Source organism: Lentzea sp. NPDC003310, assembly GCF_040610935.1.
GTDB lineage: Bacteria > Actinomycetota > Actinomycetes > Mycobacteriales > Pseudonocardiaceae > Lentzea.
This window is the reverse complement of record NZ_JBEXNC010000006.1, coordinates 212839-228887: the sequence shown is the minus strand read 5'-3', so window position 1 is coordinate 228887 and position 16049 is coordinate 212839. Positions and strand designations below refer to the sequence as shown.

Here is a 16049-nt window from a genome sequence, read left to right as displayed (position 1 = left end):
GAACATGGCCGGGGAGTTGCCCGACAACGCGAAGCTCGTCTTCGGTGAGCACGTTGAGCGTGCCGCCGAGTTCGTCCGGCTCCTGGAGGAGCACGGCGTCGAGCGCGGACTCATCGGTCCTCGTGAGGTCGACAAGATTTGGGATCGGCACGTGCTGAACTCGGCGGTGATCGAGCAGCTGTTCCGGCCCAACGAGCGGGTGGTCGACGTCGGGTCCGGCGCTGGACTGCCTGGGGTGCCGCTGGCGATCGCGCGGCCCGATCTGCGGATCACGTTGCTGGAGCCGATGGCTCGGCGGATCGCGTGGCTCGAAGAAGTGAAGGAACGGCTCAGCCTCGACAACGTGACTGTCCTCCGCGGGCGTGCGGAGGAGGGGCCGATTCGGAAGCAGCTCCTCAACTGCGATGCGGTGACCGCCAGGGCGGTGGCTCCGCTGGAGAAGCTGACGAAGTGGTGCCTGCCGCTCCTCAAGGGCGGTGGACGCATGGTGGCGCTCAAGGGCGAGCGTGCGCAGGAGGAGCTGGAACGCGACGGCGCGGCGGTGCTCAAAGCTGGGGGCGCCAACCCGGAGGTCGTCGTCGTGGGAGCGGATGTACTTGAGGTGCCTACGACGGTGCTCATCGTCGAGCGCCAGACGCGGAGGGATCGGTGAGCGTGTACCCGGAGTTTCAAGCGGCCGATGTTCCACGTGAAACGCCACCCTCCAAACCCAAAGCCAAGCCGACCAACAACGGAGATGACAGCGCCGTGGTGTGGACCCCGATTGCAGAAGAGGCGGCTCGTGCGGCAAGCGTGCTGCACCCCGACGAGTCACTGCTCCCCCGCCCGACCCATCGCCGGGTGATCACCGTCGCCAACCAGAAGGGTGGCGTCGGCAAGACGACGAGCACGGTGAACCTCGCGGCGGCGCTCGCCATCCACGGGCTCAAGACGCTCGTGATCGACCTCGACCCGCAGGGCAACGCCAGCACGGCGCTCTCCGTCGAGCACCGCAGCGGCACGCCGTCCGTCTACGAGGTGCTGATCGGCGAGATCTCCATCGCCGAGGCGGCTCAGGTCAGCCCGACGTCGCCGAACCTCTACTGCGTGCCCGCGACGATCGACCTCGCCGGCGCCGAGATCGAACTGGTCTCGATGGTGGCGCGCGAGTCGCGGCTCAAGGAGGCGCTCTCCCCCGAGGCGCTCGACCAGCTGCAGCCCGACTACGTCTTCATCGACTGCCCGCCGAGCCTCGGCTTGCTGACCGTCAACGCGATGGTCGCGGCGCAGGAGGTCCTCATCCCGATCCAGTGCGAGTACTACGCGCTGGAGGGTCTGAGCCAGCTGCTGCGCAACATCGAGCTCGTGCAGCAGCACCTCAACCCCGACCTCGCGATCTCCACGATCCTCCTCACGATGTACGACGGCCGCACGAAGCTCGCGGACCAGGTGACCAGTGAGGTGCGTGGCCACTTCGGCGACGTCGCCCTCAAGACCGTGATTCCGCGCAGCGTGAAGGTCTCCGAGGCACCAGGATTCGGGCAGACGGTGTTGACGTACGACCCGGGCTCGCGCGGGTCGATGAGCTACCTCGACGCTGCCAAGGAGATCGCGCACCGCGGGGCCAAGAAGGAGGGCGCATGACGGAGCAGCGCAAGGGCGGGCTCGGGCGCGGCCTGGCCGCACTCATCCCGCAGGGGCCACCGGCCGGTGCGCCCAGCACCATCCGGCCTGCCGCGGTCGGCAACGGGGCCACCAAGACCCAGCCGGCGAAGCCCGCCGGTGAGGTCGCGGGGGCGGTCTACCGCGAGATCGCGGTCACCGCGATCCGCACGAACACCAAGCAGCCGCGCCAGGTGTTCGACCAGGACGCGATCGACGAGCTCTCGTTCTCCATCAAGGAGTTCGGGCTCATGCAGCCGATCGTGGTCCGCGAGCTCACCGCGGACACGTTCGAACTCGTCATGGGCGAGCGCCGGTGGCGCGCCACGCAGCAGGCTGGACTCAAGACGATCCCGGCGATCGTGCGGCAGACCGCCGACGACAACATGCTGCGCGACGCCCTGCTGGAGAACATCCACCGCGTCCAGCTCAACCCGCTCGAAGAGGCGGCGGCGTACCAGCAGCTGCTCGAGGAGTTCGGGGTCACGCACGAGGAACTGGCGGACCGCATCGGTCGCAGCCGCCCCGTCGTCACGAACACGATCCGCCTGCTGAAGCTCCCCCTCCCCGTCCAGCGACGGGTCGCGGCGGGCGTGCTGAGCGCCGGTCACGCGCGGGCGTTGCTCGGCCTGGACGACGCCGGCGCGCAGGAGGACCTCGCCGCACGGATCATCGCCGAGGGCATGTCGGTCCGCGCGACCGAAGAAGCGGTGACGATCCTCAAGAACGAGAAGCCGAAGAAGGAGAAGGCCGCCCCGCGCAAGCAGATGCACGCGCCCGGTCTGCAGGAGCTCGCCGAGCGCCTCTCCGACAACTTCGACACCCGCGTGAAGGTCGAACTCGGGCAGCGGAAGGGCCGGATCGTCGTCGAGTTCGGGTCAGTTGACGATCTTCAAAGGATCATCGGCATGATGAGCCCGGAAACGACAATTCGGACATCGGAGTAGGCCCATAGGATCACCCACGGGCCTTATGTCACGGTGACGATGACGCCCCGCATCCAATTGGATACGGGGCGTCACCTATGAACGAAAGATCAACGAGCGACAGCGCGCTCGATCAGACCGGAGTAGATCTCGCCCAACGACTGCCCCGCCGCCTCGACGGCCATCGGCAAAAGCGACGTCTCGGTCAGTCCCGGCGACACGTTCACTTCGAGGAAGTAGACGGTCCCGTCCTCCCCCACGACGGCATCGGTCCGCGACACGTCCCGCAGCCCGAGCAACCGGTGCGCCGCCACCGCGAGCTCCCCGACCGACTTCGCCGCTGCGGCGTCGAGACGGGCCGGCGCGTGGAAGTCCGTCAGCCCCGCGGTGTACCGAGCGGTGTAGTCGTAGACCCCGCTCTCGGGAACGATCTCCACGGCCGGCAGCGCCGTGGGACCGTCCGGACCGTCGATCACCGCGACCGCCACCTCCACCCCGGAGATGAACTGCTCGGCCAGCACGGTGTCGCCGTACGCCAGGCACCCGACCATCGCCGGCGGCAACTCGGCCGCGTCACGCACGACCTGAGCCCCGAGGGCCGACCCGCCCTGGTCCGGCTTCAGCATCAGCGGCAGCCCCAACGTCGAGACCATCGCGTCCAGCACCGGCCGAGCACCCAGCTCCCGGAACGTCGCGTGCGGCAGCACGACCCACTCCGGCGTCGCCAGCCCGGCACGGGCGAGCTCCGCCTTCGCGGTCGGCTTGTCCCACGCCCGCCGGCACGCCCGCGAGTCCGTGCCCACGTACGGCACGCCGAACATCTCCAGGATCGCCTGCACCGACCCGTTCTCGCCCTCGCCGCCGTGCAGCGCGACGACGACCGCGTCCGGGCGGGAGGACTGCAGGCGCGTCAGCAACGACGAGTCGGCGTCCCACTCCTCCACCGTCACGCCCACCGACCGCAGGGCGGCCGACAAGCGGCGGCCCGAGCGGATCGAGACCTCACGTTCGTGGGAGAGCCCACCGGACAGCACAGCGACCACGCGGTCAGCCACAGCAAAACTCCAAAGAAAGATCAGGCGGTGTCGGGCGACGGGGTCTGCGGACCGGACAGCTGCCGGCCCGGGGTCGCCCCGAAGGTCGCGTGCAGCTGCATCTCTTCCTCGATGACGTTCGCCAGCCGGCGGACGCCCTCCCGGATGCGCTCCGGCGTCGGGTAGCAGTACGAGATGCGGAGCTGGCGGGAGCCGAAGCCGTCCGCGTAGAACCCGGTGCCGGACGCGTAGGCCACGCGGGCCGTCACGGCGCGGGGCAGCATCGCCTTGGTGTCGATGCCCTCCGGCACCGTCACCCAGACGTAGAAACCGCCATCCGGAATGTTCCACGTGGAACCTTGCGGCATGTGCTGCTCGAGCGCCGAGATGGCCGCGTCCCGGCGCTCCCGGTACGCCTCGCGGTACGTCTTGATCTGCCCCTTCCAGTCCTGCGTCGACAGGTACCGGGACACGATCATCTGGTTCAGCGTGGGCGGGCACAGCGTGGCCGACTCGGCCGCCAGGACCAGCTTCTCGCGCACGGCGTGCGGGGCCAGCACCCAGCCGACCCGAAGACCGGCCGCGAACGTCTTCGAGAACGACCCGAGGTACACGACGTTGTCCGGGTCCATCGACCGCAGCGCCGGGTACGTCTGGCCGTCGAACCCCAGCAGCCCGTACGGGTTGTCCTCCACGACCAGCACGCCGTACGTCCGGCAGATCTCCAGGATCTCGGCCCGCCGCGACACCGCCAGCGTCACGCCGGCCGGGTTGTGGAAGTTCGGGATCGTGTAGAGGAACTTCACCCGCTGTCCAGCGCGCTTGCAGGCCTCCAGGGCCTCGCGCAGCAACGACGGCACGAGCCCGTCCGCGTCCATGGCGACGTGCACGACCTGCGCCTGGTACGCCGTGAACGACCCGAGGGCCCCCACGTACGAAGGTCCCTCGGCGATCACGACGTCACCGGGGTCGCAGAAGATCCGGGTGACCATGTCGAGGCCCATCTGCGAGCCCACGGTCACCACCACGTCGTCCGGGTGGCCGTTGATGCCCTCCAGCGCCATCACGTCGCAGATCTGCTCACGCAGCATCGGGACGCCGTGCGCCGAGCCGTACTGCAGGGCCACGAGCCCTTCCGTGGCCACCAGCTGACCGATCTCTGCGGACAGCGACTCCAGCGGCAACGCAGCGAGGTGCGGCATGCCGCCGGCCAGCGAGACCACCTCGGGACGCGACGCGACTGCGAAAAGTGCCCGGATCTCCGATGCCGTCATCCCTGCCGTGCGCGCTGCGTAGCGGCGGAGGTGGGGGTCAAGGCTTCTGGGGCCCTGCTTGGCAGGCTGACCGGGCATAGTCATGGGGACTCCTGTATGGGAAATGTCCCGAGCGAGTGTAACCGTCGTCCCGTTCAGGGCACGCGCCTTCCGGGTTCCGTCACATTCGCCTACCCTCGTATGGGTTCACTGTGTGTGTTAACGGGTGGAGGTCGGGGTGTCCCGTCGCGTCGTGGGCGTCACGCTGGACAACCTGGAGCATCTCTCCAAGCACAGCAGGACGTGCGTTTTCTGGGAGCTGGCTCCTCACCTGCGAGAACAGGCTGAGGAATACGGCGACACCGAGTTCGAGAAGGAAGCCTGGGTCTCCAGCGTCCTGCTCGAGTGGGGTTCGTGCGGCCGCATCATCTACTGCGACGGCATCCCCGCCGGTTCGGTGTTCTACGCACCGCCGGCCGCCGTTCCGCGCAGCGCCGCCTTCCCCACGTCCCCGGTGAGCCCGGACGCGGTCCTCATGACGTCGCTGGACGTCCTCCCGGAGTTCCGAGGGGGAGGACTCGCGCGCGTGCTCGTGCAGGCCGTGGCGAAGGACCTGACGCGTCGTGGCGTGAAGGCCATCGAGGCGTTCGGCGACATGCGCCCGGACGACGAAGAGCCCAGTTGCGTCACGCCGGCCGACTTCCTGACGAGCGTCGGCTTCAAGACCGTGCGGCCGCACCCGCGCTGGCCCCGGTTGCGCATGGAGCTGCGCAGCTCCATCACGTGGAAGGAAGACGTGGAGGCCGCTCTCGAACGGCTCCTCAACAGCGTCACCGTCTCCACCGCGGAACCCAGCTTCCGCCCCGTCTAGGCAGACGAAAAGGCCCCCTCCACTGCGGCGGAGGGGGCCTTTTCGTCAGTCAGCGGCTCAGGACGAGGTCTTCGACATCTCGTACCGGAGCAGGTCGTTGAACGTGAACGTGCCCGTCGGCTGGTCGTCCTTGCCCAGCAGGTACAGGCGCTTCACGGCCACGAGGATGCCCTCGGCCACGATGTCGCGGAAACCGGGCGTCGCGAGGCGAGCGCGGTCCTCGGCGTTGGTCAGGTAGCCGACCTCGACGCGGACGGCCGTGCAGCGGGTGAGCCGCAGCAGGTCCCACGTCTTCGGGTGCGACCCGCAGTTCGACATGGTCGTGCGGGCGGTGACCTCGCGCTGGATGAACCCGGCCAGCGCCTCACCGACCGTCGACGACGTGCCGTTGCCGGTCCCGTAGTGGAACGTGGCCACGCCCTGCGCGTTCGGCGACGAGTTGCCGTCGCTGTGCAGCGACAGGATCAGGTCGGCACCGGCCTCGTTCGCGAACCGGGCCCGCTCGGCCTCGTCCGGGCAGTTGTCCGGACCGCGCGTGAGCAGCGCCTCCATGCCGGTGGCGGCCATCTTGCCCTCGAGGCGGCGGGCCAGGTCCAGCATCAGGTCGGCCTCGGACAGCCCGTCCACGACCACACCGCGGTCCTGGCCGCCGTGGCCGGGGTCGATGACGATCCGCTTGCCGGACAGGCGGGAGCCGGCACCGCGCAGCCGTTCCTGCTCGCGCAGCAGCTGCGGACGGCCGCCGCGGACCTTCGGCTGGAGCTGGCGCAGCGCGCGGACGGTGTCCGGACCGCACATGCCGTCCACGATCAGCCCGTAGTCGCGCTGGAAGTTCCTCAGCGCGCCCTCGGTCTGCTGGCCGAACACACCGTTGGCGCGGCCGACGTCGTAGCCGAGCTCCAGCAGGCGTTCCTGCAGCATCAGCACGTCGTCACCGGTCGTCGGCTGCGACATCAGGAACGCGAGCGGCCGGTCCCCCAACCGGAACGTCGCGTCACGCAGCGAACGGTAGGTGGCCGGGCCGACGATGCCATCGATGATCAGCCCCCGCTGCTGCTGGAACGCGCGCACTGCGTGCTCGACCTGCTGGTCGAACACCGGCGGCGCCTGTGGGTCGGCCGGCGGAAGCAGTCCGAGCCTGGTCAGGATCGACCGGATCTCGGCAACATCACTTCCGACGTCCCCGCGGCGGAGCAGCTGCATGCACCCTCGCTCGACTAGGGCACCGAACTCGGTCGGCGCGTCAGTTGGGAAGTCCTCATTGTGCCCTGTTCCGCAGAGTGATCGATGCAGGGCTACTCACAGTCGTACCGAGATGACTGTCCCGGCACCGAAAACGAACGCGACCCGCCCGTCTTATCGATAGACGGGCGGGTCACGTTGCGCGTTGCACTCGACTTCTTAGCCCATGCAACTTTTTTCGGCTCAGGCCAGGACGTCCTGCAGGTCGTTCAGCAGCGCGGCCTTGGGCTTCGCGCCGACGATCTGCTTCACCGGACGGCCGCCCTGGAACAGGATCAGCGTCGGCACGGACATGATCTGGTAGTCGCGGGCGATCGACGGGTTGGCGTCGATGTCGACCTTGGCGATGGTGATCTTCTCGCCGTGCTCGGCCGCGATCTCCTCCAGCACCGGCGCAACCATCTTGCACGGGCCGCACCAGGTCGCCCAGAAGTCGACCAGCACGGGCTTCTCGCTGGTCAGCACGTCGTCCGCGAACGACTTGTCGGTCACCGTGACGGTGGCGCCTGCCATGTTGCTCTCCCTAAAACGTCTCGCAGAAGGAACTTCAGATGCTCTTGCCGTAGCCGCCGCCGACGGCCTCGGCGGCCATCTCGGCCTGCTCGGTGCCGTGCTCGGCGAGCCACCGCTCCGCGTCGATCGCGGCGCTGCAGCCGGAGCCGGCGGCGGTGATCGCCTGGCGGTACTCGTGGTCGACCAGGTCGCCGGCCGCGAACACGCCGTCGAGGTTCGTGTACGAGGACTTGTCCTTGGTGAGGACGTAGCCCTCGGCGTCCAGGTCGACCTGGCCCTTGACCAGCGCCGAGCGCGGGTCGTGGCCGATCGCCAGGAAGAAGCCGGTGACGGGCAGCTCGGACTCGGCGCCGGTCTGGGTGTCCTTGACCTTGATCGACGACACGGTGCCGTCACCCAGCACGTCGGTGACCTGCGTGTTCAGCTGCCACTTGATCTTCTCGTTGGCACGGGCGCGCTCCAGCATGACCTTCGAGGCGCGGAACTCCTCACGGCGGTGGATGACCGTCACGGACTTGGCGAAACGCGTGAGGAACGTCGCCTCCTCCATGGCCGTGTCGCCGCCGCCGACCACCGCGATGTCGTGGTCGCGGAAGAAGAACCCGTCGCAGGTCGCGCAGGCGGACACACCGCGGCCGAGCAGCTCCTGCTCGCCGGGGATGTTCAGGTACCTGGCCGCGGCGCCCATCGCGAGGATGACGGCCTTGGCCTCGTACGTGACGCCGTTCGCGACGACCTTCTTGATCTCCCCGGTCAGTTCGACCGACTCGACGTCCTCGGCGCGCAACTCGGCGCCGAAGCGGGTGGCCTGCTCGCGCATCTGCTCCATGAGCTCGGGGCCCATGATGCCGTCGCGGAAGCCCGGGTAGTTCTCGACCTCGGTCGTCGTCATGAGGGCGCCGCCGTACTGCGACCCCTCGAAGACCAGGGGCTCCAGCTGCGCGCGTGCCGCGTAGACCGCCGCGGTGTAGCCCGCCGGTCCCGATCCAATGATGATCACGTTGCGCACGCTCACGGCTGATGCAACTCCTCGATCTCGTCGTCTGACTGGCTCAACGGATCGTAGGTGCAGCTAATTCCGTGACTTGAACGACTACCTCTGGCCCACCGTCGTGTCCGCGAGAACGCCCTGCGGCTTGTCCGGTCCGCAGGTGTCCGGGTCCAGCACGACCAGCCGGTACTTGCCCAGTCCCGCGGGCAGGATCGCCATCACGGCGTCCTTGCCCTCGAGGTTGATCGGGCTGATGCCGAGCGGGTTGCCCGAGCTGGTGATGCCGCCGCCCTTCAGACAGCCGGCCAACCGGTCGGGCGTCTCCAGCGGTCCGTAGTTCTGCGCCTTGAGCACCTCGCCGACCGCGGTGCCGAGCTCGTCGCGCTTGAGCGCCAACGGCGGCGTGACCTGGGAGGTCGTGTTCGCAGGTGGCTGAGCGGCGTTGTTACCGGCGGGCTGCTGCGCGCCCGGCGACACGGCCAGCACGATGCCGAACGCGGCCGCCGCGGCGACCAGCACACCGGCGCCGCCGAAGCCGAGCCGGCGGTTGCGGCGCCTGCGGGCGTCGTTCAGCGACACGACCGGCGCGATGCCGGGACGGGCCTCGGCGGCCAGTGCGGCGTCGATCCGCGCGGCCACGTGGTCGGGCATCGGGATCGGCGGCAACGCCCGCAGGTCCTCCAGCGTGGCGTCGAGCGCCCGCAGGATCTCGTTGGCCTCCGCGTCCGCCTCGACCCTCGGACGCAGCTGTGCGGCGACCTCAGGGGGCAGCACGCCCGCGTGCAGGTCCGCGATGAGGTCGACAGACCACGGCGGACCCATCGGCACGCGCTCCATGCCGGTCATCGACCCTCCCACTGACGTTGCTCTTGCACATTCACACCGTCAGCTGGGACGTTCGCATCTGCGATTCGGTTCCTGAGGTGCCCGAGAACTTTGGCGAGCTTGGCGCGACCTCGCGCACACCGGCTCTTGACCGTGCCCTCCGCGATGCCGAGGAGCTTGGCCGTTTCCGCGACCGAGTATCCCTCGACGTCGACGAGCACGATGGGCGCCCGCTGCTCTTCCGGCAGCTCCATCAAAGCCTGCTGCACCATCAGGCTGGTCTCGCGGTCGCTCATCGCGTCACGGGGAGCGACCGGTTCGCCGGGACCGGCCTCGGGCAACGGCACTGTCGGTCTGGTTTGTCGCCGTCTCATCCGATCGAGACACGCGTTCACCACGATCCGGTGAAGCCAGGTGGTGACCTGTGACTCCGCGCGGAACGACGAGGCGGCGCGAAAGGCCGAGATGAACGCCTCCTGCAGCGCGTCCGCGGCCTCCTCGGGGTCGCGCAGCGTGCGCAACGCCACCGCCCACATCCGGTCGCGGTGTCGTTTCACCAGCTCCGAGAACGCGTAGGGGTCACCTGCGGCGTGGGCCGAGATGAGGTCGGCGTCCGAGCTGGCTGCGGCGGTCACGGAACGCACTTTAGCGACCGTGATCACAGATCACCCGGACAGGTCTACCCAGCGTGGCTGAGTACTTCTACTGGGCGCGGGTGTACAGGACCTCGCGGATCTCGCTCTGGTTCTTGCCGCCGCCGGAGCTCGACAGCGTGGTGATCCAGATCAGCACGTGACCGGTGGACTCGTGCTCGTTCAGCTGGATCTGCGTCTGCCCCTCCGACAGGTCGGCGACGCCGATGACCTTGGTCTCCTCCAGCGGCGAGTCCAGCGCGGACGCCGACCGGATCTCGACCTTCGTGCCCTTGCTGGGCGAGGTGATGGTGACCGAGGCCAGCTTCACCGGCTCCGCGAACGAGGCCATCAGCCCGATGCCCGGCTTCAGCGTCGGGAACGGCTGGAAGTAGTTGTCGGTCCGCCAGAACGTGGACGCGTTGTTGTCGGCCGCCCGGCTCGCCTGGTTCGGGTTGTCGGGCTGGTTCGTCACGTCGTAGACGCCGATCGCCGCCGGCTGCACCGGTCCGGCGGGCGCGGGCGGGGGCGCGGTCTGGCCGTTCGACCCCGGCTGGTTGATCACCACGGTCGGGCCGCCGCCCTTGGACGGCTCGTCGCTGAAGAACCCGACGATCTGCACGCTCAGCCAGACGATCACGGTCAGCGTGGCCACCGCGAGCACGCCGACGCTGATCCACAGCTTCTTCTTCGTCTGCTTGTCCTGGCGCGGCTTCTGCGTCGTCCAGACGACCTGGTCGTCGTCATCGTCGTCGCGGGCCGACGACACCGGCGAGATCAGCGCCGTCTGCGCCTCCTCCGCCGCGATCTGGTCGAGCACCTGCAGGATCGCGGCGGACGTCCGGATGCCGCCCACCGAGGTGTCCTCGAGCGAGCGCACCGCGACGGACGACAGGTCGTGCGGCAGGTACGGGTGCAGCGCGTTCGGTGCGACCACGGAGCCGTCCGGCCCGGTCGGCGCGACCGGCACGCCCTGGGGGCCGCCCGGCAGCGCCCACCGGCCGGTGAGCAGCAGGTACAGGATCGCGCCGAGGCCCTTGACGTCGTCGCGCGCGATCGCGTCCGGCCGCGGGCCGGGGAACGCGAGACGCAGGCGGCCGTCCGAGGTGACCCGGATGCGCTGCGGGTGGTCGGCGCCCAGCACGAGGCCGGCGTGGTGCGCGCCCTCGATGGCGGCACCGAGCGGTTCGAGCAGGCGGGTCGCGGCGCCCGCCGGCAGAGGACCCTCCGCGATCAGGTCCATCAGGTCGGTGCCCTGGGTCCACTCGGCGATGACGATGCCGAGGATGCCCTCGTCCGGGCGGATGCCGGTGCCGGGCGTGAGGACGTCGATCACCCTGGACACGCCGGGGTGCGTGAACGACGACGCGTGCATCGCGCGTTCGACCGTTCGGCGGGCACGGGCGGCGGCCTCGTTGTCCGCGAGGTCGCCGAGCAGCACCGTGAGCGCGACGTCCCGGTTGAGCTGACCGTCACGCGCGCGCCACAGCTCCGCGTTGGACCGCGCGTCCGCCCCCGACTTGGCGAGCAGACGGTAGCGGCCGTTGCCGATGACGCCGCCGGGGATCAGGGCGGCGTGGACTCCGCTACTCACGGACACCAGGCTACGGGAAGGCGCTCACCGGCTGGAGTCACCTTCGCCGCACCAAACGGTTGATCTTGTCGATCGCCGGCTTCATCTCGGGCACCCGGAAAGCCGCCAGGAGGCCGAACGCGAGCGGCAGGCCGATCGCCGTGACCAGCACGAGCTCGACCCAGCTCGACACGTAGACGTTGGTGATCGAGAACAGGTCCTGGACCAGCCAGTTGATGCCCTTGGCCACACCGAAGGCCAGCGAGGACGCGACGACCGTGAGGCAGACCGTCCAGATGGTGAAACCGGTGCGCAGCCGGCCGAGCCGGATCCGCAGCCACACCTGGCCGACGATCGCGCCGAAGACGAAGCTCAGCGACATCGCGAGCGACACGCCGACGGCGAGCTCGTCCGCGTCGCCCGGCGTGGAGATGCCCAGGAACGCGTAGAGCAGTCCGATGCGCACCGCCACGATCAACGCCTGGATGAGCGTCGGCGTGCGGGCGTCCTTCATCGCGTAGAAGACCCGCAGCTGCAGCAGCGTCACGGCGTAGGGCACGAGGCCGAACGCCGAGAGCGCCAGCGCGAGACCGATCCGCGTGCCGCCGGAGATGCCCGAGTTGCCCAGGGCGAAGATGCCGAGACCGACCGCCAGGCCGGACACCGTCAGCAGCGCGCTGAACGGCATCAGCAGGATCGCCGACATCCGGTTGCCGAACAGCAGGTCGCGCACGATCGACTCGTTGTCGTTGTTCGCGGCCGCCCGGCTCATCTTCGGCATCAGGGCGGTCAGCAGCGAGACGCCGAGGACGCCGTACGGCACCTGGGCGATCAGCCACTGGTAGTTGAACGCGGTCAGCGTGCCCTCGGCGCTCGTCGCGACGTTGGTCAGCACGACCATGCTGGCGAGGCCGAGCCCGACGTAGAGCAGCACCCAGAACGCGAGGCTGCCGAACTCCGACAGGCGCGAGTCCCAGCCGAACCGCCACTTGAAGCGGAAGCCCGTCTTCTTCAACGCGGGGAACAGCACGAGTGCCTGGACGGCCACGCCGAGCGCGGTGCCGATCCCGAGGACCAGCAGGTGCACGTCGGTCATCCGGACCGGGTTGAGCGTGAGCTCGCCCGGCAGCAACGCGTAGACGCCCAGCACGAGGATGACGACCACGTTGTTCAGCACCGGCGCCCACGTGGGGAGGCCGAACACGTGCCGTGCGTTGAGCACGGCGCTGAGCAGCGCCGTCAGGCCGTAGAACACGATGCCCGGCAGCACCAGGTACGCGAACGCGGTGACGAGCTCGGGGTTCGCCTTGTCCGAGTCGGAGATGTAGAGGTCCGTGAGCAACGGCGCGCACGCCATCGCGAGGACCGTGCCGATCCCGAGGATCAGCGTGCCCATGGAGATCAGCCACTGGGCGTACGAGTCGCCGCCGTCGCCGTCCTCCTTCTCGGCCCTGACCAGCAGCGGGATCGCGACGCTGGTCAGGATGCCGCCCAGGAGCAGCTCGTTGATCATGGTCGGCAGCGTGGAGGCCGCCTGGTACGAGTCGCCGAGGACCTCGGCGCCGATCACCGCGATCAGGAGCACCTTCGACAGCAGGCCGGTGCCCCGGCTGACGATCGTGGCGATCGCCATCGAGCCGCTCGCCCTGGCGACCGACGGTGCTTGCTTCTGCTGCTCTGGCTGGGTGGTCGTGGCTGTCTCGCTCACGCGCTCGACTTCTCCGGTGTGACGTTCTCGATGGACGGTGCGTCGCCGTTCTCGCCGTTGCGAGCCCGGACCCTCTTGTAGATCCGGCGCCCGGACAGCAGGACGAGCGCGACCCCGGCGATCACGGTGATGATCACCGTGATGGTGCCGTAGGCCGACGACGACACCTCCAGCTTGACAGTGTCGCCGAGCGAGACGCCCTCGGGAGTGGTCAGCCGGACGTTGACCGGGAACCGGCCGGACCTCAGCACCTCGACGGGCACCCGCACGACGCGCTCGCCGCGGGCCGGCAGCACCTGGTCGGCGAGGTCGAGCTTGCGGATGCCGGGGGTGTCGGCGAGCGTGATCCGGACCGTGACGCGGACGTCGAGCTTGTTCGTGATCGTGACCGGGATGGGGCTGTCACCGGAGCCCAGCAGGATCGGGCTGCTCGGCTGCGTCACGCCGACCATGCCGGTCAGCGCGTTCAGCTCGTTCTGGCTGACCTCGGCCTGCGACCGGGCGCCCTGCTCGTTGCCCCGCCACGCGCCGGACATCACCCGCAGCAGGCCGAGCCACAGCGGGTCGGCCAGGTCGGCGGGCGACGCGTGCGCGCTGTCCTCCTGCTGCATGGCTGCGACCAGGCCGTTGAGCTCGGCGCTCTGGTTCGTCACCGAGTCGGAGATGATCGCGGAGATCTCCCGCGCCCCGGCCTCCGGCGGGTAGGCGACCTTGGCGTTCGTGACCGACGGCGTCGCGCCGGTGAGCTCGCTCAGGCCGGTCTGGGTCGCGTAGCCGCCGGTCAGCAGCTTCTGGGCCGCGGTCAGGAACTCGGTCATCTCCGACAGCGGCGCGTGCCACCGGCGCGGCGGCGTGACCAGCACGTTGCGGCCGTCGCCCTGCCAGCCGGCGCGGAAGACCAGCACCGCCAGCGCGTTCTGCACCGACACCGGCTGGCTCTCGACCGGCGTGGTCACGCCGGACAGCGTGCGCGGCCGCGACTCGCTGCCCTGCAGCGCGTCCGAGACCATCGAGTCGATCTTCACCGCGGTGACCGGGTTCTCGCCGCCGATGCCCACGGGCGCGGTGCCCGGTGCGTCGGAGAGGCCGGTCGGGTCGAGGAGCAGCGACTTCGCACCGCGGTAGCCCTTGTCCGGCTGCGGCGTGACCAGCTCGTCGAACGTCGACTGGTCGAGCACGCCGTCCTCGGGCCACACCAGGTCGGGCAGCGGCTGCACGGACAGGACGTCCTGGATGAGCTTGGGGCCGTCGGTCACCGCGAGCGCGCGCATCGTGGAGAGCTTCGCCCTGTTCAACGCCACCAGGTCGGCGTCGGCGTACGGCAGCGCGACCACGCACCGGCCGGTGACGGCGAGCTTGAGGCGGTCGAGCCACAGCCTGGCCTCGATCCTGCCCTTGCCCTCGGCGCCGCCGCGCACCCGGTACCCGGTGCTCATGGCCTGCACGGTGCGCAGCAGGTCCGGGTCGATGGCGAGGCACATGGCGGTGCTCATCGACCCGATCGCCTGCTCGTAGGCCTGCAGCAGGCCGTACAGGCGGCCGTTGACCGAGAGCGACGTCGCGAGCTCGTCGTCGATCAGCTCCGACTGGTTCTCGCCGCCGAGCCGGACCAGGCGCGGGCGGTCCGCGATCGGCCACAGCACGGTGAGCTTCGAACCGGTGCCGGGCCTGCCCTTGGTCTCGCCGCCGGGCACGCCCAGCACGGGCAGCAGCGTCGACAGCGCCGCGAGCCGCGCCTGGCCGCCGTAGTCCGGCCGGCCGTTCACGTTCGCGAGGATCGGGTAGATGCCCGGCTTGTCGACCTGCAGCGAGGTCGCGTCGGCACCGCGCAGCGGCACCTCGAGCGTGACGTCCTGCTGCTGGCCGGGCGCGAGCTCGGAGGCGACGGGGGTGAACTTGGGCTGCACGGCCTCGGCGGCCGCCGGCTCGCGCAGTGCCTTGCGCAGGTCGTCCTCGGACTCGAGGGCCTCACCGCGCTCCAGGCGCAGCACGATGTCGGACACCTTGCGGTCGCCGACGTTGACGATCTTGCCGGTGATCTTCACGGTCCCCGGCGAGTCGCTCGTCACGAACCGCGGCGTGAGCTGGTCGATGTCGAGCCGCAGGAACTGCGGCTGCGCCTGACCCGGCTGCGCGGAGAGCGATCTGGTCGCCCACACCTGGGTGGCGGGAGCGGGCATGAACGGCAGTGCGTCGACCTCGTCCGGCTGTGACTGCTGGGCGCCGGCGGGCGGCGCCGTGATCACCACGAACGCGGCGACGGCGGCTGTGCAGACGAACTTCCGAAGGCTCACGCCGACTCCGCCCCGTTCGGGCAGCGGTCGGAGAGCAGTTCGGCGGCTCGGCGGACCAGACGGCGCTCGTCGGCATACGCCAGGCGCCCGTCCAGCTCGCCGAGTGGCACCCACGCCACCTCGGTGACCTCCACGTCTTCGTCGGAAAGCTCTCCCCCCGTCGCTTCGAGGAGGAAGTGGTGAACCGTCTTGTGCACCCGGCGGTCGTCAGCGACGAACCAGTAGTCGATCGACCCCAACGGGCGCAGCACCCTGCTATGAATACCGGTCTCCTCGGCGACCTCGCGCACCGCGGTCTGTTCCGCGGTCTCGCCGGCCTCGATGTGACCCTTGGGCAAAGACCACAGCAACCGGCCCCGCCGGTCAAGTCTTCCGATCACCGCGGCCCGCCGCTCGCCGTCGAGCACCAGGCCACCCGCCGACGTCTCGTCGACCGTCTCGAGCCTCCGGCCCCGGCGCCGCTTCCGGCGTCCCGGTTTGGGACTCCCGGAACGCGCGGCTGACGGGGGCATACGGCCGATCGTACTTACGAACCTTAAGTACGCT

General features: G+C 69.6%; 15 protein-coding genes. 4 read left to right on the top strand and 11 right to left on the bottom strand.

The features are described 5' to 3' along the window. The first annotated feature begins 4 nt into the window (after positions 1-4). The 3 genes from rsmG (at position 5) to ABZX02_RS13715 (ending at position 2588) form a co-directional block, all read left to right on the top strand. Entirely contained in the window at positions 5-652 is a 648-nt protein-coding gene (gene rsmG / locus ABZX02_RS13725; protein ID WP_355298408.1) for a 16S rRNA (guanine(527)-N(7))-methyltransferase RsmG, read from the top strand. 95 nt (positions 653-747) lie between these two features. Then, entirely contained in the window at positions 748-1623 is an 876-nt protein-coding gene (locus ABZX02_RS13720) for a ParA family protein (protein WP_355297989.1), read from the top strand. Next, positions 1620-2588 (top strand): ParB/RepB/Spo0J family partition protein, encoded by a 969-nt coding sequence (locus ABZX02_RS13715; RefSeq protein ID WP_355297987.1) that lies wholly within the window; start codon positions 1620-1622, stop codon positions 2586-2588. The genes ABZX02_RS13720 and ABZX02_RS13715 overlap by 4 nt, the downstream gene beginning before the upstream one ends. 89 nt (positions 2589-2677) lie before the next feature. Here ABZX02_RS13715 and ABZX02_RS13710 read toward each other — a convergent pair whose 3' ends face one another. Together ABZX02_RS13710 and ABZX02_RS13705 are read right to left on the bottom strand one after the other, a co-directional pair. Then, the gene (locus tag ABZX02_RS13710; protein ID WP_355297985.1) at positions 2678-3622 is read right to left on the bottom strand and encodes a D-alanine--D-alanine ligase; all 945 of its coding nucleotides are present in this window, start codon (positions 3620-3622) and stop codon (positions 2678-2680) included. Between the two features lie 20 nt (positions 3623-3642). Next, a complete protein-coding gene (locus ABZX02_RS13705; protein ID WP_355297983.1) occupies positions 3643-4959 on the bottom strand; it encodes a PLP-dependent aminotransferase family protein in 1317 nt (438 codons plus the stop codon). Between the two features lie 133 nt (positions 4960-5092). Here ABZX02_RS13705 and ABZX02_RS13700 point away from each other — a divergent pair, with 133 nt between their 5' ends. Continuing rightward, the gene (locus ABZX02_RS13700) at positions 5093-5725 is read left to right on the top strand and encodes a GNAT family N-acetyltransferase (RefSeq protein ID WP_355297981.1); all 633 of its coding nucleotides are present in this window, start codon (positions 5093-5095) and stop codon (positions 5723-5725) included. Positions 5726-5782: 57 nt separating this feature from the next. Here the strand turns inward: ABZX02_RS13700 and ABZX02_RS13695 are convergent, their stop codons facing one another. From ABZX02_RS13695 to ABZX02_RS13655, 9 genes are all read right to left on the bottom strand, one after another. Then, on the bottom strand, positions 5783-6928 hold the full coding sequence (locus tag ABZX02_RS13695) for an N-acetylmuramoyl-L-alanine amidase (protein ID WP_355297979.1): 1146 nt from the start codon (positions 6926-6928) through the stop codon (positions 5783-5785). Positions 6929-7150: 222 nt separating this feature from the next. Further along, the gene (gene trxA, locus ABZX02_RS13690; RefSeq protein ID WP_089948318.1) at positions 7151-7480 is read right to left on the bottom strand and encodes a thioredoxin; all 330 of its coding nucleotides are present in this window, start codon (positions 7478-7480) and stop codon (positions 7151-7153) included. Positions 7481-7514: 34 nt separating this feature from the next. Next, on the bottom strand, positions 7515-8495 hold the full coding sequence (trxB, locus tag ABZX02_RS13685; RefSeq protein WP_355297977.1) for a thioredoxin-disulfide reductase: 981 nt from the start codon (positions 8493-8495) through the stop codon (positions 7515-7517). A 78-nt stretch (positions 8496-8573) separates the two neighbouring features. Next, complete coding sequence (locus tag ABZX02_RS13680; protein WP_355297975.1) at positions 8574-9317, bottom strand: hypothetical protein; 744 nt, start codon at positions 9315-9317, stop codon at positions 8574-8576. After that, on the bottom strand, positions 9314-9931 hold the full coding sequence (sigM, locus tag ABZX02_RS13675) for an RNA polymerase sigma factor SigM (RefSeq protein ID WP_089927514.1): 618 nt from the start codon (positions 9929-9931) through the stop codon (positions 9314-9316). Before sigM ends, ABZX02_RS13680 begins: the two co-directional genes overlap by 4 nt. Before the next feature lie 67 nt (positions 9932-9998). Beyond that, the gene (locus ABZX02_RS13670; RefSeq protein ID WP_355297973.1) at positions 9999-11522 is read right to left on the bottom strand and encodes a protein kinase family protein; all 1524 of its coding nucleotides are present in this window, start codon (positions 11520-11522) and stop codon (positions 9999-10001) included. Between the two features lie 37 nt (positions 11523-11559). Further along, entirely contained in the window at positions 11560-13209 is a 1650-nt protein-coding gene (murJ, locus tag ABZX02_RS13665; RefSeq protein ID WP_355297971.1) for a murein biosynthesis integral membrane protein MurJ, read from the bottom strand. Next, positions 13206-15503, bottom strand: a complete 2298-nt coding sequence (locus ABZX02_RS13660; RefSeq protein ID WP_355297970.1) for a DUF6049 family protein — start codon at positions 15501-15503, stop codon at positions 13206-13208. Before ABZX02_RS13660 ends, murJ begins: the two co-directional genes overlap by 4 nt. After that, complete coding sequence (locus ABZX02_RS13655) at positions 15500-16015, bottom strand: NUDIX hydrolase (protein WP_355297968.1); 516 nt, start codon at positions 16013-16015, stop codon at positions 15500-15502. Before ABZX02_RS13655 ends, ABZX02_RS13660 begins: the two co-directional genes overlap by 4 nt. Positions 16016-16049: the final 34 nt, after the last annotated feature.

Bases quoted from the DNA above. Each gene is read 5' to 3' on its own strand.
- rsmG (WP_355298408.1), top strand. From the start codon at position 5: ATGGCCGGGGAGTTGCCCGACAACGCGAAGCTCGTCTTCGGTGAGCAC.
- ABZX02_RS13715 (WP_355297987.1), top strand. From the start codon at position 1,620: ATGACGGAGCAGCGCAAGGGCGGGCTCGGGCGCGGCCTGGCCGCACTC.
- ABZX02_RS13705 (WP_355297983.1), bottom strand. From the start codon at position 4,959: ATGACTATGCCCGGTCAGCCTGCCAAGCAGGGCCCCAGAAGCCTTGAC.
- ABZX02_RS13695 (WP_355297979.1), bottom strand. From the start codon at position 6,928: ATGCAGCTGCTCCGCCGCGGGGACGTCGGAAGTGATGTTGCCGAGATC.
- trxA (WP_089948318.1), bottom strand. From the start codon at position 7,480: ATGGCAGGCGCCACCGTCACGGTGACCGACAAGTCGTTCGCGGACGAC.
- ABZX02_RS13680 (WP_355297975.1), bottom strand. From the start codon at position 9,317: ATGACCGGCATGGAGCGCGTGCCGATGGGTCCGCCGTGGTCTGTCGAC.
- ABZX02_RS13655 (WP_355297968.1), bottom strand. From the start codon at position 16,015: ATGCCCCCGTCAGCCGCGCGTTCCGGGAGTCCCAAACCGGGACGCCGG.